The sequence below is a fragment of the Diaphorobacter sp. genome (assembly GCF_050251835.1).
Lineage (GTDB): Bacteria > Pseudomonadota > Gammaproteobacteria > Burkholderiales > Burkholderiaceae_C > JBFXIE01.
The window spans coordinates 35,227-52,615 of sequence record NZ_JBFWLZ010000016.1 but is presented as its reverse complement, the minus strand read 5'-3'; the positions used below and the strand labels follow the sequence as shown (position 1 = coordinate 52,615).

Genomic DNA, 17,389 nt, shown 5'->3' with positions numbered 1-17,389 from the left:
TGAAAACAAACGCCTCGCAGTTGCGAGGCGTTTGTGTCTTCACGGCTCGGCACTGAACTGCCGCACCCAGCCCGTCCGGCGCCGTCGCAAACCCACACGGTCAATGCCCGCGCGCAGCGCCTATGACGTCGCCTCAACCCGGGCGTCCGCACCGGCAACGGGTGCAGGCAGCCCCCGCATGGCCCGTCGCGCACGCAAGGCTGCGGGTTGCTGCGTGCCCTGCCAGGACCGTACCGACACGTAAGCGCGGTCAAGCAGCGTGTGAAGATGCTGCCACGCTTTTTTGTCCAGAGCACCGAACATTTCGTGCTCTAGTTCACGGCCGATGCGTTCGCACACCTCCCATACGCGCTGACCTTCGTCCGTCAAACTCAGGCTGTGAATGCGGCTGTCGTTCAGGTCAATCTGGCGCTGCAGCAAGCCGCGCCGCTCAAGATCGGCGACGTGCTTGGAGATCAGCGTCTTGTCAAGCACAAGCTTGTGCCCAAGTTCGGTCGCTGCAATGCCTGGCGCGTTGTGGATGAGCCTCAAAACGCGTAGCTCACGGATGCGCAAGCCGACTGCCTTGGCGTAGCGCTGGTCTGCGGCCTTGGTGGCCAGGGTGAGCACCAGATCCAGCTTGTAGGTCAAATAGGGCTTGTCAGTGTGGGGCATGGATGACTCCATCAGACTCCTTCAGGCCTCGTCGCCTCTTGTCTTAAGAACAAAAGGCCACTTCACTCACGCGAAGCAGCCCATCGCGCGGATTATCGAACCTCTTCAGTCAGCCAGGGCATTACCCGTGCTGCCGGTCGGGCGTTGGCAACACGCCCGCGCGCTGTCGCTGCCTGCCGCCCGGCCAGCAGCTACCGGCCCAAGCTGACCGGGCAAAGGCGTCACTTCAGATAATCCTGCGCCACAGCCACCCAGTACGTTGCTCCGACCGGCAGGTTGGTTTCATCGAACACAAACATCGGGTGGTGCACGTTCGGCGTATTGCCATTACCCACAAAGCAGTACACACCCGGAACCTGCTGCGCGTAGAACGCAAAGTCTTCGCTGCCCATGAAGGTTGGCCCAGGCGTCACCACCTGATCTTCGCCCAGCACGCGACGCGCGATCTCGACGCATCGGGACGTTTGCGCCTCATCGTTGATCAGGATGGCGCCCGGCTGGCCTTCCCTGATTTCGAACTGGACGTTGTAGGCCTCAGCCGTGGCTTTGGTGATGGCGCGGATCTTGTCCAGCACCATCTTGCGGGTTTCGGGCTTGCGCGTGCGCGTGCTCATGCGCAGCACCGCGGTCTGCGGAATCACGTTGCCGGCATCGCCCGACTGGAAGGCACCGATGCTCACCACCGCTGCGTCCATCGGCGCCACGTTGCGCGACACGATGGTTTGCAGCGACATGACCAACGCCGCACCTGCGACCAGCGGATCAATGCTTTTCTCGGGCATGGAGCCGTGGCTGCCCACGCCGGTCAGGACGACTTCCCAGTTGTCCACTGCAGCCATGATCGGGCCGGAAGTGAAGTGCAGCTTGCCCGCGGGCAGGCCCGGCATGTTGTGCATGCCGAAGATCACGTCCATCGGAAAACGCTCCAGCAGCCCGTCCTTGATCATGGCAGGAGCGCCCGCCATGGTCTCTTCCGCTGGCTGGAAGATCACGTTCAGGGTACCGCTGAAGTTGCGCGTCTTGGCCAGGTACTCCGCAGCACCCAGCAACATGGCGCTGTGGGCATCGTGTCCGCACATGTGCGACTTGCCTTCCACCTTGCTCTTGTGGGGCAGCTCAGAGCCCTCTTTCACCGGCAGCGCATCGGTGTCGGCGCGCAGACCGATGCGCATCTTGCCGTCACCCACTTTGAGCTGACCGACCACACCGGTCTTGCCAATGCCCTCTGTCACCTCGTAACCCCACTCGCGCAGTTTCTGGGCGATGAAGCTGGCAGCCACTTCTTCCTCAAAAGCCAGACCCGGGTGCTGGTGCAGATACCGGAAATACTCCTGGATGCGTCCCTGATTGGCGACCATCTCTTGCACGATTGCATTCATTTCAAACTCTCCTTATTCAATCCAACAATGAAGGAATTCGGCGGGTCGTCGCGGCCTGCGAGCGGGGCCACGGCATTCCGCATGACCATCAGACCTAGGCTTTCTTGCCCTTGGGAATCGTGAGCATGATGGAAGCAATCGCGCACACCACCATGAACAAGTTGAAGCCCAGGGCCACGATGGCGGCCTCGCGGATGTTGACGTTGTCCTGGCGGCCCACGAAAGTGATCACTCCCTCCAGCCAGACGATACTTTCGTTGTTGACCCGCAAGGCGGTGAAGATGGCGGCCGAGATCGCCACGCCAAAAGCGCCACCCAGTGAAGAGGCCATCTTGTAGATGCCCGAGCCGGAGCCTGCGGCTGAAGCCGGCAGGCTGGCCAGCGCAGCATCGGTGGACGGAGTGGCGTAGAAGGCCAGGCCCACCCCGAACAGCGAGTAAGCAATGATGGCCAGAATCTTGTAGTCCCCCAGCATCAGATGGGTGGGCATCAACAGCGCGATCGACAAACCCGTGATCAGGCTGCCCCAGAGCATGGGCTTGCGCGAGCCAAAGCGCTGCAGCAGCTTCTCACCCACGCGGATGAAGGCAATGATGGCAATGGCGTAGCCCAGCGTCAGCATCCCGGCTTGCTGCGCGCTCACGCCGCCGCCCAGCTGCATCAGTTGCAGGGACACGATCAGCATGCCCGCCACGCCGTTGAGCATGAAGTTGGAGATCGTCGCGCCGGTGAAAACCGGGTTCTTGAAGAGGCTGAAGTCCACGAAGGCGTTGCTGGCACGGGCCTCGAACCAGAAGAACAGGCCACCGGCCAGCAGGGTCACCACGGCCATGGTTGTGATCAGCGGACTTGTCCAGCCCAGCTTGTTGCCCTGCGTCACCAGAATCTGCAGCGCCACCATGGTGACCATGAAGCTGATGATGCCGGCCAGATCCAGCTTGTGACTGGCACCGCCGCTGCTCTCCACCTTGCTCTCGGGGGTGCCGCGCACCATCAGCATGCCGATGACGGAGACCACCGCGCAGGCGAAGAAGATGGAGCGCCAGCCGAAGTTCTCGGCCATCAGGCCGCCAAACAGCGCACACAGACCGGAGCCGCCCCAGGAGCCGATCGACCACATGCTCACCGCGCGTTGACGCTCTGCGCCTTCCCAGTAGGTCTTCACTAGTGCCAGGCTCGCCGACATGATGCAGGCCGCCGACACACCCTGAATGGCACGTCCCACCATCAGGAAGGGCGTCGCCATGGAGCCAGTGGGCGTCAGCGCGATCATCAAGGCGCCGATGATGCTGAACACAAAACCCAGCTGGACGATGCGCACGCGTCCGATACGGTCGGCCAATCCCCCCATGACCACGATGAACATGCCGGAGAACAAGCCGGTGATAGCCACCGCGATGTTCATCAGACTGTCGTCGATGCCCAGATCCTTCTGCATGTCCGGCGCGATGTTGAGCGTGGTCTGGGCAAAGAGCCAGAACGCGATGACGCCCATGATGATGCCGAATAAAAGCCTGTCATTGCCTTTGAACGGCACATTGGTTTGAACAGCTGTGTTCATTCGTTTCTCCTCAGAAGTTGATGCGCGTCAGCGCTGCGCGATGACCACCATGCAGCCGCCCGACGTGTGCCCACTGCATGCGGAGCTGAACCCAAAGACACTGTTTCATTGACGATCCTCACTTTAGTTGCAAGCTTCAATGGTTGCAAGTCTCAACTTAATCGTTGCATGTTTCAACCATAAGCATGCCGTTTATTGCGTTAGATCAACCATCGACCAAGCGCCGTTCCAACCGCTGCCGCATGCGCACAGGGGCGATTCGCAGTCGGTTGAGGAGGCGTCATCCGAGGTGGGGTGGGGCGGCCGCAGCCGCGGCCAGCCGGCGCGGGGGGGGCTCAGAGGGTGTGAATGAATCCGGCGTGGCCAAGCGGGGCGTACAAACGTCCACCATCAAGGCGTGCACCATCAAGGCGCAAAGCGCAGTCATAGCGGGGGCCATGGCGGGCATTTGCAACGCCGAGGGGGTGCGTTTTTGCGCAACGGGCGGACATGGCGGACTGGCTCAACCCTTCTCAGTGCCCGCGCAACTTGATGAAGGCCAGCGCCGCCATCACGGCGTCGTTGAGCGCGTCGTGCGCATCGCGCCGCGGCAGGCCCAGGTCATCCATCAGGGTGGCAAAGCGCAGATCAATGTCGGCGTTGCCCTGCTGCTGGTAGGGCGGCAGCTGCCTGAACTTGTGCTCGTAGTACAGCGCCGATACTTCGATTTTTGGCTGCGGCAGCCCCATGCCCAGCATCGGCCAGATCGCCCGGTTGAGCATGGCCACGTCAAATTCAAGGTAGTAGCCCACCAGCGGGCGGCTGCCGATGAAGTGCAGCAGCTGGCGCATGGCCTCGGGCAGCGGCAGGCCCCGGGCCACGTCCCGATCGCGCAGTCGGTGGATGCGCACGCTGTCGGCCGGCACGCCTTTGCCCGGGCGCACCAGCAGTTCCAGCCGCTCGCTGGTCAGGATGCGGTTGCCCACGATGCGCACGGCACCGATGGCGATGATCTCGTCGCTGCGCACGTTCAGCCCCGTGGTTTCGCAATCCAGCGCCACCCATTCACCGGGCGGCGGCGGATCGAACAGGAAGGCATAGGCCGGATCGGCCAGGTGGTAGAGCAGCCATTGGCGCCGCAATTGCGCCAGCCAGCCGCGCGGATCGGTGACTGACTTCACAGCGCGTCCAGCTTCAGGCGCTGGTGCAGCAGCAGCTTGAAGCGCTTGACCACCGCCAGCGCATCCTTGAGCAGGTCGCGCTCCAGGCTGCTCAGGCGCTGGGGATCGACATTGCCGGTCACGTCGCGGCCGGTGTCGATCTCGGCCAGACCTGCCTTGAGGCGCAGGCCCATCAGAAAGTGCAGGCTCTGCACCAGTTCGTCGCCCAGCGGCGCATCCAGCGTTCCGCATTCGACCAGCGCGGCTATGCGTTCGGCCGTGCCGGTGGCTGCCACGCGCCGGGCCAGGGCCAGGCTGCGCACGCCGTGCACGATCGGGAAGATGCCCGCTTTCTTCAGGCTGATGGCGCGGCCCTCATCGCCCAGGCCGAACAGGCGGCTCCACCAGCCGGTGGGGTCGTCAAACTGCTCCACCGCCGCGGCAAAGCGCGCCAGCAGGGCATCGTTGTCGGTGGCCAGCGCCATCACGCCCTCGCGCACAGCGCCCAGCAACGCGGCATCGCCCGCTACAGCATGCGCATCGAGAAAGATGGCGAGCTGCATCAGGCTGTCGCCCTCAGGCTGCAGCAACCACTGACGCACACGCTGGCCAAAGCTGCTCACCGTGCCGCGCCAGTCGGGGTTGCTGACCATGACGCGGCCGGGACATTCGGGGTAGCCAAAGCTGGCCAGCACCTCGGAAAACCGCTGGCAAATGGAGTCAACGTCGGGCGGCGCGGTATAGCCGTCGCGCAGCACCAGGCCGTTGTCCTGGTCGGTCTTGAGCAGCTGCTCGCCGCGTCCCTCGCTGCCCATGACGAACAGGCAGCTGTGGCCCACCAGATCCGTCGGCGCCACCATGTGCCAGGCGCGCTCGAACAGGCGGGCGTTGAGCTGCTGCACCAGCCGGGCCATCATGCCGATGCGCGTGCCGCCACGGTACAGCGTCGCAATCAGCTGCGTGATCTGCGCCGCCGCCTGCGCCAGCGCCGGCAGGTCTTGCGCATGCTCGATCTGCACCATGATCAGATGCGAATGGTTGGCCAGAAAGCTGAACAGGTCCAGCGCCTCCAGAATGCCGCGCACCTGGCCGCCCTCCTCCAGCACCACCAGACGGTGCACACGGCGGTGCAGCATGAGCGCCATGGCATCGCCCAACAAGTCGGATGAACGCACGGTGACCAGCGGGCCACTGGCCAGCTCGCCCACGGTCAGCTGGTTCAGCGGGCGGCCGTCCAGAATGGCGCGCTGCAGGCCGGTGTTGGTGAAAATGCCCAGCCCGCTGCCGGGCACGTTGCCCAGGCCCGAGACCAGCACACTGGTGGTGCGTTGCGCCTGAAACAGGCGCACCACCGAGACGATGTCGGTGCCCGCATCCACCGTGTGCGCCGGGCGCAGATAAGCCTGATCCACGCGCGCCATGGTGAGCGACTGGCGCTCATGCTGGTCGGCACGCTGCGCCAGCGCGCTGAGTTTCTGGCCCAGGTCGGAAAACAGCAGCGCGCCGAAGGTGTTGTTGCGCGCGATCAGCTCGTTGACCGCCTCGCGCGCGAGCTGGTAGGCCACCACTTCCTCGGTGGCCACAAAGCGGCTGCCCACGCGCCCGGTCATCAGGCCGCAGCCGTCAAAACAATCGTCCGGCCCGTAGGTGGCCAGCACCTCATCGCCCTCGGACTGCGTGACGTAGCCCTTGATGAGGATGAACAGGTGCGTGGGCACGGCGCCCACGTCCAGCACCACGGCGCCTTCGGGGAAGTAGGCAATGTCCACGCTGGCGCGCACCAGGCGCTGCTCGTCCGGGCTCAGGCAGTCAAAGGGCGAGGCGGCGAAGTTGAAGGCGTTGGGCATGGTGGATGGGCGCAGGCAAAATCCGTTGCGCCGCCGCCATTCAACCCTGCAGGCCTTGCGCCACGCTTGCAGCGGCGTCCCAGCCCTGCTCAAACCATGCATCGCCATCCAGATAGGCGCGCAGCATGGGCAGGCTGTCAAAGCCCCAGAAGACCTTGCCATCGACCTCGAAGGCCGGCACGCCAAACACGCCGCGCGCGGCGGCGGCATCGGTGTTGCTGCGCAGCAATGCCTTGGCGCGGGCGCCGTCCGCATCGCCGGGCTGCAGCTGCGGCTCCAGCGCGGCGGCTAGCTGCGTGAGGCGTTGCGCATCCAGCGCATCGTGCCCGCCCTGCCACACGTGGCGCAGCAGCGTGCCGGCCACAAAGCGGTTGATGCGGCCGTCATGGCTGCAGGCCAGCGCCTGGCGCAACAAGGGCAGCGGGTTGAACGGATGCCGCGTCGGCATCTGGAGCGGCACGCCCAGCGAGTGGCCCAGCCAGGTGACATGGCGATAAGTCCAGTCGCGCTTCGGAAGAATGCCCGCCGGCCCCGGGTTGCCATGCTGCTTGAGCAGCGCGCCCAGCAGCACCGGGCGGTATTGCACGCTGTAGCTCAGGCCCTCCAGCACCTCGGGCAGACGCTCGAAAGCCAGCCAGGCATAGGGCGAGACAAAGTCCAGGTAGAACGTGATGTGCTTCATGTCAGCTCCAGGGGGAGAGGCACGCGGGCGCGCCGCAGCGCCGCCGCCCAGATGGCCCGGCGCGCGGCGCCGTCGGCCTGCGACCAGGTGCTGATTTCGTCGAGGGTGCGAAAACAGCCCTCGCAGTGGTGGCCCTGCGCCGTCATGCGGCACACGGATGCGCAGGGCGACGGCACTGGCTGCACGTAGCCAAGGGCAAACTGGCCCTCAGCGCTTATCTGGCGGGCGCGAGCAGCTATCAAAACAGAAGCTTTTGCAAGGCTCTCCGTCATGCGGCGCCCCTTCGCGCTACCCCAGTCATGGCGGCACTAGCGCGCGCCTGCAGGCGGTGCGCCGGGATGGCCGCGCACAGTGCGCTTTCTGTGGGACAGGGGACAGACAGATGGATCATGGCGAGGCAGGTGGCGGCGGCGTTTGAGCGCATGGGCGCCGTGCAAGGAGACTGTGGGTTTGCGGTGTGTGCATTGTCCATAAAGCGGCTGCGCGCAAGCACACCTCAGCCCGCCCGCTTGTTCAGCAGCGCCACCGCCACGCGCGACTGCGGCTTGCGGCCCAGAAAGTCGCTGATATAGGCGCCGGCATCCACCAGCAGGTCCAGATCAATGCCGGTGTCGATGTCCATGCCGTGCAGCATATAGACCACGTCCTCGGTGGCCACGTTGCCGGTCGCGCCCTTGGCATAGGGGCAGCCGCCCAGACCGGCCACGGAGGTGTCGAACTGCCACACGCCCAGCTCCAGCGCCGCCAGCGTGTTGGCCAGCGCCTGGCCGTAGGTGTCGTGGAAGTGGCCGGACACGTCGTCCAGCGCGTAGTGGCGCAGAGCGGCCTCGATGGCGCGCTGCACCTTGCGCGGCGTGCCCACGCCAATGGTGTCGGCCACGCCGATGTGCTGCACGCCAATGCCCTTCATCAGGCCGGCCAGGTACTCCACCCGCGCGGGCGGCACCTCGCCCTCGTAGGGGCAGCCCACGGTGCAGCTCATGGCGCCGCGCACATGCACGCCCGCGGCGCGCGCGGCCTCTACCACGGGGGCAAAGCGCTCGATGCTCTCGGCAATGCTGCAATTGATGTTCTTCTGGCTGAAGGCCTCGCTGGCGGCGCCAAAGACCACGATCTCGTCGGGCTTGTCGAGCACCGCTGCCTCCCAGCCCTTCAGGTTGGGCGTCAGCACCGAGTAGCGCACACCCGGCAGGCGCGTGATGCCCTGCATGACCTGGTGGTTGTCGGCCATCTGCGGCACCCACTTGGGGCTGACGTAGCTGGTGACCTCGATCTCTTTGAGCCCCGCCTGCTGCAGGCGGTGCACCAGGCTGATCTTGACCTCGGCCGGCACGGGTTGCTTTTCGTTTTGCAGCCCGTCGCGCGGGCCCACGTCCACGAGTTTGACGCGGGAGGGAATGTTCGGGTTCATGGTCAGGCCTTGTCTCTGGATGTCGTACTGGGATGTTCTGCAGGAGGCGCCGCAGCGTACCGCGCCCGGCGCACCCCGCTGTCAAGAGGGGCTGAGGCTGAGCAGCTCGGCGCCGTCCATCACCTGGTCGCCGGGCGCATACAGCAACTCTTGCACCACGCCGTCGAAGGGTGCGGCGATGGTGTGCTCCATTTTCATGGCCTCCATCACCGCCAGCGGCTGGCCCTTGGCAACCTTGTCGCCAGCCTTCACCGCAAACGACACCACCTTGCCGGGCATGGGCGCCGTCAGGCGCCCGCCCTCGGCGGCGCTGTCGCCTGCGTGGGCCAGCAGGTCCAGCGCCTCGATGCGGGTGGCGCCGCGCGGGGTGAAGATGTGGTCGGTCTCGCCCTGGGCATAGACCGTGGCGCGGGTGCGCTGGCCGGCGTATTGCAGGTCGATGCCACCATCGGCCGCCGGCACAAAGGCCAGCGCACCGGCCACCGCCGCGTCGCCCTCGCCCACTTCCAGCTGGTAGCTGCCGCCTGGCCCATAGGTCAGCCAGGCCTTGGCATGCGTGTCATTGAAGTCGAACTCGAAGCGCCGGCGGCAGGCCAGCAGCGAGCGCCAGCCGTCGCGGCGGCTGAAAGGGTCGGAGCCTTCTTGCGCCAGCTCGCGCTGCAGCTGGCTGGCCACGGCGGCGGCGGCGGCCAGCGGCAGGCCCACGCGCTCCTGGCCAAACAGCACCGCCTCTTCACGCGGGATCAGCGCGGTATCCAGGCGCGCCTGCGCAAACGAATCGCTGCGCACCACATGGCGCAAAAACTGCACATTGGTCGCCAGGCCCACGATGTGCGTCTGCGCCAGCGCATCGTCCAGCCGCGCCAGGGCCTGCGCGCGCGTGTCGCCGTGCACGATGAGCTTGGCGATCATGCTGTCGTAGAACGGGCTGATGGCGTCGCCCTCGCGCACGCCGTCGTCCACCCGCACCGTGCTGCGCTCGAAGCTGGTGCACGGCGGCTTGCGGTACACGTCCAGACGGCCAGTGGCGGGCAGGAAGTTGTTGTCGGGGTTTTCGGCGCAGATACGCGCCTCGATGGCGTGGCCGATGATGCGCAGCTCGGACTGCTGCTTGGGCAGCGGCTGGCCGCTGGCCACGCGCAGCTGCCACTCCACCAGGTCTTCGCCGGTGATGGCCTCGGTCACGGGGTGCTCCACCTGCAGGCGGGTGTTCATCTCCATGAAGTAGAACTTCATCTGCTCCGGCGCGTCGTAGCCGCCAGGCTGCTCGACGATGAATTCCACCGTGCCCGCGCCCACATAGCCCACGGCGCGCGCGGCGGCCACTGCGGCCTCGCCCATGCGGGCGCGCAGCTCGGGCGTCATGCCGGGTGCAGGGGCTTCTTCCAGCACCTTCTGGTGGCGCCGCTGCACGGAGCAATCGCGCTCGAACAGATAGACGCAGTTGCCGTGGGTGTCGCCAAACACCTGGATTTCGATGTGGCGCGGGCGCTGCACGTATTTCTCGATCAGCACGGCATCGTCGCCAAAGCTGTTGAGGGCCTCGCGCTGGCACGACGCCAACGCGGCCGCGAAGTCTTCGGACTTGTCCACGGCACGCATGCCCTTGCCGCCGCCCCCTGCGCTGGCCTTGATGAGCACGGGGTAGCCGATACGGTCGGCCTCAGCCTGCAGCAGCGCCGGGTCCTGGTTGGTGCCGTGGTAGCCGGGCACCAGCGGCACCTGGGCCTGCTCCATCAGCCGCTTGGACTCGGCCTTCAGGCCCATGGCGTTGATGGCGCTGGCCGGCGGGCCGATGAACACCAGCCCCGCATCGGCGCAGGCGCGGGCAAAGTCCTCGTTCTCGCTCAAAAAGCCGTAGCCCGGGTGGATGGCCTGCGCACCCGTGGCCTGGGCGGCTTCGATGATGCGCTCCCAGCGCAGGTAGCTGTCCTTGGGGGCGCTGGCGCCGACGTGCACCGCCTCGTCGCAGGCGGCGACATGCTTGGCGCTGGCATCAGCGTCGGAGTACACGGCCACGGTCTTCACGCCCATGCGGCGGGCGGTGGCTGCGACGCGGCAGGCGATCTCGCCGCGATTGGCGATCAGGATCTTGTCAAACATGGGCTACCTCCGCGGCGAGACCGCCTGCGCACGCTACGCGTGCCCGGCAATTTAGTGAAACAGCTGCTGCGCAGCTGTTTTCACCCCGGTTTGCAATCAGGATTTTTTGGAACATTCAGGCCACCTTGGCGGAATCAGAAAAGAACGAAGAAACGCGGCGCAGCACCGCGCGCAGAAACTTGAACAGCACCACCAGCAGCAGCGCCGACACCGCCAGCATCACCACCAGCGCAATGCCGAAGGCCAGCGGGTATTGCGTGGCCAGCCAGACCACGCCGACGACCAGGCCGTCCTCGAACAGCGACAGGCCCCAGTTGGAAAAGGGCTCGGGCGACGTGTTGGCCGCCGCGCGCGTGGTCATCTTGGTGGCCAGCGCCGTGGCCGACAGCGATCCGCCCAGCAGTCCCGCGGCCACGGCCAGCGTGGCGTTGTCGGCGCCGAACACGCCGGCCGCCAGCAGCGCGCCTGCGGGCACGCGGATGAAGGCGTGCACGGCGTCCCACAGGCTGTCAAACCAGGGCACCTTGTCGGCAAAAAATTCGACCAGCAGCATGAAACCGCTGGCCACCAGCACCAGCGGGTGCTGCAGCAGCGCCAGCCCCGGGGGCAGAGCAATCCAGCCCGCCGCGCCCATCATGCCCACCAGAAACACCACCGCGTACAGCCGAAAACCGCTGGCCCAGCCCAGCGCCGCGGCCAGCGCCAGCAGGCCGGGCATGTCCATGGCCGCAGTCGCCTGCGCCGCGCCCTCGGCCACGTCACGCGCCAGGCCTGCATCCAGATGCAGGCCCAGCGTGTGCAGCCATTGCACGATCTGGCTCACGAGCAGGTCCATGGCGGGTACCGGTGCCTAGCCGTTCAGCCAGGACGGCTTGCGCTTTTGCAGGAAGGACTGCACGCCCTCGCGGCCCTCGTCGCTCGCGCGAATGTCGGCAATGCCCTGCACGGTGGCGGCGATCAGGGCGGCGTCAATGCCCTGCCCGGCTACGTCGTGCACCAGCTGCTTGCAGGCGCCAACGGCGTTCGGGCTGGCGCTGGTGAGTGCCTTGAGTAGCTCATCCAACCTGGCGTCGAGCCGCTCTGCGCCGACCACCTCGTGCACGAAGCCGATGCGCAGGGCCTCGGCAGCATCAAAGCGCTCGGCCGTCAGAAAGTAACGGTGCGCCGCGCGCGCGCCCATGGCGCGGATCACGTAGGGGCTGATGGTGGCGGGAATCAGGCCGATCTTCACCTCGGACAGGCAAAACCCCGCGGTATCGACCGCCACCGCCATGTCGCAGGCCGCGACCAGGCCAATGCCGCCGGCATAGACGTCGCCCTGCACGCGTGCCACGGTGGGCTTGGGGCATGCGTAGATCACGCGCAGCATCTCGGCCAGCTTGGCGGCGTCGGCCAGGTTCTCGTCGCGCGTGTAGTCGGCCATGCGGCGCATCCAGTTCAGGTCGGCGCCGGCGCAAAACGCCGGGCCCTCGGCCCGCAGCACGATGGCGCGCACCAGGGGGTCGCCGCCCAGTTGCACGAAGGCTTGCGTGAGCTCCGTGATGACCTCGTCGTTGAACGCGTTGCGCACCTCCGGGCGCGACAGTGTCACGGCGGCCACGGTGCCTTGCTGGGTGATGTGGATAGCGGATGTCATGTCTGTCCTTCTTTGGTAACGGCGCCACCCCGCGCAAGGCGGGGCCAGGCTGGCTCCCTGGTGGCGGGGCCCAGGTACGCCTGCACGCGGGGGAGCGACGTCATGGGGCCGCCCCGGGTGTCAGCACGCGCGCCAGGAAAGCGTCCAGCTCCTGCAGCGCCGCCGCGCGCGCCTGGGGGTTGCCGCCCCAGTGCACGCCGCGCGGATCGACGCCGTTGGGCACTTCGGCGCGCACGCGCACCGGCTCCGTGCCGTCAAAGCCATGCACGCTGCCCGGATACACCCGCAGCGTGACGTCGTGCCCGCGCGCCTGCAGCCGCCCCGCCAGCGCCATGCACGGCGCGGGGGGCGTCCAGTCGTCGTCAGCGCCCAGCTGCATCAGGATGGGCACGGGCGCCAGCACGACCTGCCGCTTCTCGGGCGCCGCGCAACCGGGATAGAACACCGCGACGCCGGCCAGCGGCGGCACCGGGCCGCGCGCCGCATCCAGCACCGCCAGCGCCGTGCTGGCGCCGTTCGACCAGCCCAGCAGCGCAAGGCGCGAGGCGTCCACCTGCGGCTGGCCGCGCAGCCACTCCAGCGCCCTCAACACGTCGCCGCGCCGTTCGGCCAAGGTCACGTCGCGCTGGCCATAGCGCTGCGCGCAGATGCTGCGCACGCCCCGCGAGCCGAAACTGTCGAGAAGCAGCACGCTGTAGCCCTCCGCATGCAGGCGTGCGCTGTAATCCTGAAAGCGTCGGCTGAGCCCGCCCTGGGCGTTGAACATGCCCCCACAGCCGTGCAGCGCCACCACTGCCGGATGCGCGCCCGCGCCAGCGGCAGGCCGCCAAAGCGCCCGCAGCGGCGGCCCGCCGGCAGCAGGCAGGGTGACGCGCGAGCCCGCTTCGTCGCCCGCCGCCTGCGCCGGCCCGGCGAGCGCCCAGACTGCCAGCACCGCGAGCACCAGCGCGTGCGCATACCGCGCCGGGCACCGCTGGCGCGCCAAGGCTGAAAGCAGATGGATGCGCATGGCGTTCACATCCGGAACACGCCGAACTTCATGTCCGGCACCGGCGCGTGGCGCGACGCGGCCAGGGCCAGCGCCAGCACGCGGCGCGTGTCGGCGGGGTCGATGATGCCGTCGTCCCACAGGCGGGCCGTGGCGTAGTAGGGGTGGCCCTGGAGTTCGTACTGCTGGCGTATGGGCGCCTTGAAGTCCTCCTCGTCCTGCGCGCTCCACTGGCCGCCCTTGGCCTCGATGCCGTCGCGCTTGACGGTGGCCAGCACGCTGGCAGCCTGCTCGCCGCCCATCACGCTGATGCGCGCGTTGGGCCACATCCACAAAAAACGGGGGCCGTAAGCGCGGCCGCACATGCCGTAATTGCCCGCGCCAAAGCTGCCGCCGATGATGACGGTGAACTTGGGCACGTTGGCCGTTGCCACGGCCGTGACCATCTTGGCGCCGTGGCGGGCAATGCCCTCGTTTTCGTACTTGCGGCCCACCATGAAGCCAGTGATGTTCTGCAAAAACACCAGCGGAATCTTGCGCTGGCAGCACAGCTCGATGAAGTGCGCGCCCTTTTGCGCCGATTCGCTGAACAAAATGCCGTTGTTGGCCACGATGCCCACGGCCATGCCCTCGATGCGCGCAAAGCCGCACACCAGGGTGTTGCCAAAGCGCGCCTTGAACTCGTCAAACACGCTGCCATCGACGATGCGGGCAATGATCTCGCGCACATCAAACGGCTTGCGCGTGTCCACGGGGATCACGCCGTACAGCTCATCTGCTGCGTATTTAGGAGCTACTGGCGCTTGATCTGCCTGCGCTGGAGGCTGATTTTTATTCAAATTGGCCACAGCCGCACGCGCCAGCGCCAGCGCATGCAGGTCGTTGTGGGCCAGGTGGTCGGCCACGCCGGACAGGCGCGTGTGCACGTCGCCGCCGCCTAAATCTTCGGCCGTCACCACCTCGCCCGTGGCGGCTTTGACCAGCGGCGGGCCGCCCAGGAAGATGGTGCCCTGGTTCTTGACGATGATGGCCTCGTCGCTCATGGCGGGCACGTAGGCGCCGCCGGCTGTGCAGCTGCCCATGACCACGGCGATCTGGGCAATGCCCAGCGCGCTCATGTTGGCCTGGTTGTAGAAGATGCGGCCAAAGTGGTCGCGATCGGGGAAGACCTCGTCCTGGTTGGGCAGGTTGGCGCCGCCCGAATCCACCAGATAGATGCACGGCAGGCAGTTTTGCTGCGCGATCTCTTGCGCGCGCAGGTGCTTTTTCACCGTCATGGGGTAGTAGGTGCCGCCCTTCACCGTGGCGTCGTTGCACACGATCATGCAGGCGATGCCCGACACGCGGCCAATGCCGGCAATCAGCCCGGCGCCGGGCGCGTCGTTGCCGTACATGTGCAGCGCGGCCAGCGGCGCAATCTCTAAAAATGGCGTGCCGGGGTCCAGCAGCATCTCCACGCGCTCGCGCGGCAGCAGCTTGCCGCGGGCCACATGCTTGGCGCGCGCGGCCCTGCTCGTATCGGTGTTGCCGCCCTGGGCCACGCGCTCGACATGCTCGCGCAAGTCTTGCACCACGGCGCGCATGGCAGCGGCGTTGGCCTGGAAGTCGGCCGAGCGCGGATTGATTTTGGAGTCGAGGATCATGGTGTGTCGGGTGGCGGTTGTCGGGCGGGTGGTGCTGCGATCAGGCGATCAGGCGGTCTGGCTTTCGTGCAGGCCCAGCTCGTCCTTCATCACGTCGCGAATCTTGAACTTCTGGATCTTGCCGGTCACCGTCATCGGGAAGCTGGTGACAAAGCGGATGTAGCGCGGCACCTTGTAGTGCGCGATCTGGCCCTTGCAGAACGCGCGGATGTCGTCCTCGGTGGGCTGCGTGCCGGGCTTGGCGATGATCCAGGCGCACAGCTCTTCGCCAAAGCGCTGGTCGGGCACGCCCACCACCTGCACGTCCTGCACCATGGGGTGGCGGTACAAAAACTCTTCGATCTCGCGCGGATAGACGTTCTCGCCGCCGCGGATCACCATGTCCTTGATGCGGCCGACGATGTTCACATAGCCCTCGGCGTCCATGGTGGCCAGGTCGCCGGTGTGCATCCAGCCGCCCTCGTCGATGGCCTCGCGGGTCTTTACCTCGTCGCCCCAGTAGCCGTGCATGACCGAATAGCCCCGGGTGCACAGCTCGCCGCGCGCGCCGCGGGCCACGGTGGCGCCGGTGTCGGGGTCGATGATCTTCACCTCCAGGTGCGGCTGCACCTGGCCCACGGTGGACACGCGCTTGTCCAGCGGCGTGTCGGTGCTGCTCTGGCAGCTGACGGGGCTGGTCTCGGTCATGCCGTAGGCGATGGTGATTTCGCGCAGGTTCATCTGCCCCACCACGCGCTTCATCACCTCGATCGGGCAGGGGCTGCCGGCCATGATGCCGGTGCGCAGCGTGCTCAGGTCAAACTCGGCAAAGCGCGGGTGATCCAGCTCGGCAATGAACATGGTGGGCACGCCGTGCAGGCCGGTGCAGCGCTCGGCCTGTACGGTCTCCAGCACACTCAGGGGCTCGAAGCCGTCGTTGGGATAGACGATGGCGCTGCCATGCGTCAGGCAGGCCAGGTTGCCCAGCACCATGCCGAAGCAGTGGTACAGCGGCACGGGGATGCACAACCGATCCTCGGGCGTGAGCTTCATGCACTCGCCGATGAAGAAACCGTTGTTCAAAATATTGCGGTGCGTGAGCGTGGCGCCCTTGGGAAAGCCCGTGGTGCCGCTGGTGAACTGGATGTTGATGGGGTCGGTATTGCGCAGTTGCGCGCCGATGGCGTCGATACGTGCGTCCCAGGGGTCACCACGCGCCATCAGGCTTGAAAACCGCAGCATGCCGGGCTGGTCGCCCCCCTGGCCCGCCACGTCAATCCACACCACCGTGCGCAGCGTGGGCAGGCGCGCGGCCTGCAGATGGCCCGGCTGGGCGGCAGCCAGCTCAGGCGCCAGTTCGCGCAGCATGCCTAGGTAGTCGCTGGTCTTGAACTGCGGCATGGTCACCAGCGCCTTGCAGCCGACCTTGTTGAGCGCGTACTCCACCTCGGCCGTGCGGTAGGCGGGGTTGATGTTCACCAGAATCAAACCCACCTGCGCGGTGGCCAGCTGCATCAGCACCCATTCGGCGTTGTTGTGCGACCAGATGCCGATGCGATCGCCCTTGTCCAGCCCCAGGCCCAGCAGCGCGCTGGCCAGCTGGCGCGCCGCCTGGTGTAGCCCGGCGTAGGTGTAGCGCAGGCCCTGGTGGCGGCTGACCAGCGCCTCGCGCTCGGGCTGGCGCTGCGCCATGCCGGCAAAAAAGTCGCCCAGCGTCTGCTCGATGAGGGGGGTGGCAGTGCAGCCACGCGCGTAACTCAGGGCTGCCGATGGATTGGATGCGGGTTGCATGCGCTTGTCTCCTGGTCTGGGCGGCCAGCGCCCGCGCGGGCCTGGCAACAGGCTGCAAAGCATACGCCGCCACCCCGCGCGTGGGGCAACCCGTGTGGGCCATCAAGGTTGCAAATCACGCCACACAGTTGCAGACTGCGGTTATGCCTGCGCGCCCCACCCCAGCCCCGACACGGCCCACCCGTTCGCCCAGCCGTTCGTCCAGCCCTGCGGCGGGCCCTGCCCCGGCCGCGGCTGGCGCGTCCGCGCCCGTTGCGCCCGCAGGTGTCAGGCCCACCGCTGCCACGCCCATGGCCTTTGTGCAAGCCATCGTGCGCGCCTACGCCGCACGCGGCATGAGCCCCGCGCCGGTGTTGGCACAGGCACAAATCACGCCAGAGCAGGCAGCCGACGCTGGCGCCCGCATCACGGCGCACCAGATGGAGGTGCTGTCCGCCGGCGCCATGCGCGAGCTGGACGACGAGGCGCTGGGCTGGTTCTCGCGCCGCCTGCCCTGGGGCAGCTACGGGATGCTGGCGCGCGCCTCGCTGAGCGCGCCCACGCTGGGGCTGGCGCTGGCGCGCTGGTGCCGCCACC

Annotated in this window: 15 protein-coding genes; 1 reads left to right on the top strand and 14 read right to left on the bottom strand. The window is 66.8% G+C overall.

Annotated features, from left to right (window positions below; translation table 11 throughout):
* Nucleotides 1-120: 120 nt before the first annotated feature.
* The 14 genes from AB7E35_RS07810 to AB7E35_RS07745 all read right to left on the bottom strand — a co-directional run bounded on the left by AB7E35_RS07810 (nucleotide 121) and on the right by AB7E35_RS07745 (nucleotide 16,813).
* Nucleotides 121-630: a MarR family winged helix-turn-helix transcriptional regulator gene (locus tag AB7E35_RS07810; protein WP_428167358.1), complete on the bottom strand. Its 510-nt coding sequence runs from the start codon at nucleotides 628-630 to the stop codon at nucleotides 121-123.
* Nucleotides 631-875: 245 nt separating this feature from the next.
* The gene (locus AB7E35_RS07805; RefSeq protein WP_428167357.1) at nucleotides 876-2,033 is read right to left on the bottom strand and encodes a M20 aminoacylase family protein; all 1,158 of its coding nucleotides are present in this window, start codon (nucleotides 2,031-2,033) and stop codon (nucleotides 876-878) included.
* 94 nt (nucleotides 2,034-2,127) lie between these two features.
* Nucleotides 2,128-3,594, bottom strand: a complete 1,467-nt coding sequence (locus AB7E35_RS07800) for an MFS transporter (RefSeq protein ID WP_428164016.1) — start codon at nucleotides 3,592-3,594, stop codon at nucleotides 2,128-2,130.
* 512 nt (nucleotides 3,595-4,106) lie between these two features.
* Nucleotides 4,107-4,754 carry a 3'-5' exonuclease gene (locus tag AB7E35_RS07795; RefSeq protein WP_428167356.1) on the bottom strand — a complete coding sequence of 216 codons (648 nt, stop codon included), beginning with the start codon at nucleotides 4,752-4,754 and terminating at the stop codon, nucleotides 4,107-4,109.
* The gene (locus AB7E35_RS07790; RefSeq protein WP_428164018.1) at nucleotides 4,751-6,580 is read right to left on the bottom strand and encodes a DUF294 nucleotidyltransferase-like domain-containing protein; all 1,830 of its coding nucleotides are present in this window, start codon (nucleotides 6,578-6,580) and stop codon (nucleotides 4,751-4,753) included. Before AB7E35_RS07790 ends, AB7E35_RS07795 begins: the two co-directional genes overlap by 4 nt.
* A gap of 40 nt (nucleotides 6,581-6,620) precedes the next feature.
* Nucleotides 6,621-7,262, bottom strand: coding sequence for a 2-hydroxychromene-2-carboxylate isomerase (locus AB7E35_RS07785; RefSeq protein WP_428167355.1), 642 nt, complete (start codon nucleotides 7,260-7,262; stop codon nucleotides 6,621-6,623).
* Nucleotides 7,259-7,534: a DUF1289 domain-containing protein gene (locus AB7E35_RS07780; RefSeq protein ID WP_428167354.1), complete on the bottom strand. Its 276-nt coding sequence runs from the start codon at nucleotides 7,532-7,534 to the stop codon at nucleotides 7,259-7,261. The genes AB7E35_RS07785 and AB7E35_RS07780 overlap by 4 nt, the downstream gene beginning before the upstream one ends.
* A 224-nt stretch (nucleotides 7,535-7,758) precedes the next feature.
* A complete protein-coding gene (locus AB7E35_RS07775; protein WP_428164021.1) occupies nucleotides 7,759-8,673 on the bottom strand; it encodes a hydroxymethylglutaryl-CoA lyase in 915 nt (304 codons plus the stop codon).
* An 81-nt stretch (nucleotides 8,674-8,754) separates the two neighbouring features.
* On the bottom strand, nucleotides 8,755-10,776 hold the full coding sequence (locus AB7E35_RS07770; RefSeq protein WP_428167353.1) for an acetyl/propionyl/methylcrotonyl-CoA carboxylase subunit alpha: 2,022 nt from the start codon (nucleotides 10,774-10,776) through the stop codon (nucleotides 8,755-8,757).
* 115 nt (nucleotides 10,777-10,891) lie between these two features.
* On the bottom strand, nucleotides 10,892-11,611 hold the full coding sequence (locus AB7E35_RS07765; RefSeq protein WP_428167352.1) for a DUF4126 domain-containing protein: 720 nt from the start codon (nucleotides 11,609-11,611) through the stop codon (nucleotides 10,892-10,894).
* A gap of 15 nt (nucleotides 11,612-11,626) precedes the next feature.
* Nucleotides 11,627-12,412, bottom strand: coding sequence for an enoyl-CoA hydratase/isomerase family protein (locus AB7E35_RS07760; protein WP_428167351.1), 786 nt, complete (start codon nucleotides 12,410-12,412; stop codon nucleotides 11,627-11,629).
* Nucleotides 12,413-12,512: 100 nt separating this feature from the next.
* Nucleotides 12,513-13,421: a dienelactone hydrolase family protein gene (locus AB7E35_RS07755; protein WP_428164025.1), complete on the bottom strand. Its 909-nt coding sequence runs from the start codon at nucleotides 13,419-13,421 to the stop codon at nucleotides 12,513-12,515.
* Nucleotides 13,422-13,426: 5 nt separating this feature from the next.
* Nucleotides 13,427-15,043 carry a carboxyl transferase domain-containing protein gene (locus AB7E35_RS07750; protein ID WP_428167350.1) on the bottom strand — a complete coding sequence of 539 codons (1,617 nt, stop codon included), beginning with the start codon at nucleotides 15,041-15,043 and terminating at the stop codon, nucleotides 13,427-13,429.
* Nucleotides 15,044-15,091: 48 nt separating this feature from the next.
* Complete coding sequence (locus AB7E35_RS07745; RefSeq protein ID WP_428167349.1) at nucleotides 15,092-16,813, bottom strand: AMP-binding protein; 1,722 nt, start codon at nucleotides 16,811-16,813, stop codon at nucleotides 15,092-15,094.
* A 290-nt stretch (nucleotides 16,814-17,103) separates the two neighbouring features.
* On the opposite strand from AB7E35_RS07745, the gene AB7E35_RS07740 reads away from it, so the two are divergent.
* Nucleotides 17,104-17,389, top strand: a 286-nt coding sequence (locus AB7E35_RS07740) for an AraC family transcriptional regulator ligand-binding domain-containing protein (protein ID WP_428167348.1), incomplete at its 3' end; no start/stop codon positions are given.

Excerpts from the sequence above, each read along its gene's own strand:
- AB7E35_RS07755 (WP_428164025.1), bottom strand. The coding sequence starts at position 13,421 with ATGCGCATCCATCTGCTTTCAGCCTTGGCGCGCCAGCGGTGCCCGGCG.
- AB7E35_RS07775 (WP_428164021.1), bottom strand. The coding sequence starts at position 8,673 with ATGAACCCGAACATTCCCTCCCGCGTCAAACTCGTGGACGTGGGCCCG.
- AB7E35_RS07790 (WP_428164018.1), bottom strand. The coding sequence starts at position 6,580 with ATGCCCAACGCCTTCAACTTCGCCGCCTCGCCCTTTGACTGCCTGAGC.
- AB7E35_RS07745 (WP_428167349.1), bottom strand. The coding sequence starts at position 16,813 with ATGCAACCCGCATCCAATCCATCGGCAGCCCTGAGTTACGCGCGTGGC.
- AB7E35_RS07765 (WP_428167352.1), bottom strand. The coding sequence starts at position 11,611 with ATGGACCTGCTCGTGAGCCAGATCGTGCAATGGCTGCACACGCTGGGC.
- AB7E35_RS07800 (WP_428164016.1), bottom strand. The coding sequence starts at position 3,594 with ATGAACACAGCTGTTCAAACCAATGTGCCGTTCAAAGGCAATGACAGG.
- AB7E35_RS07805 (WP_428167357.1), bottom strand. The coding sequence starts at position 2,033 with ATGAATGCAATCGTGCAAGAGATGGTCGCCAATCAGGGACGCATCCAG.
- AB7E35_RS07780 (WP_428167354.1), bottom strand. The coding sequence starts at position 7,534 with ATGACGGAGAGCCTTGCAAAAGCTTCTGTTTTGATAGCTGCTCGCGCC.
- AB7E35_RS07750 (WP_428167350.1), bottom strand. The coding sequence starts at position 15,043 with ATGATCCTCGACTCCAAAATCAATCCGCGCTCGGCCGACTTCCAGGCC.
- AB7E35_RS07770 (WP_428167353.1), bottom strand. The coding sequence starts at position 10,776 with ATGTTTGACAAGATCCTGATCGCCAATCGCGGCGAGATCGCCTGCCGC.
- AB7E35_RS07760 (WP_428167351.1), bottom strand. The coding sequence starts at position 12,412 with ATGACATCCGCTATCCACATCACCCAGCAAGGCACCGTGGCCGCCGTG.
- AB7E35_RS07785 (WP_428167355.1), bottom strand. The coding sequence starts at position 7,262 with ATGAAGCACATCACGTTCTACCTGGACTTTGTCTCGCCCTATGCCTGG.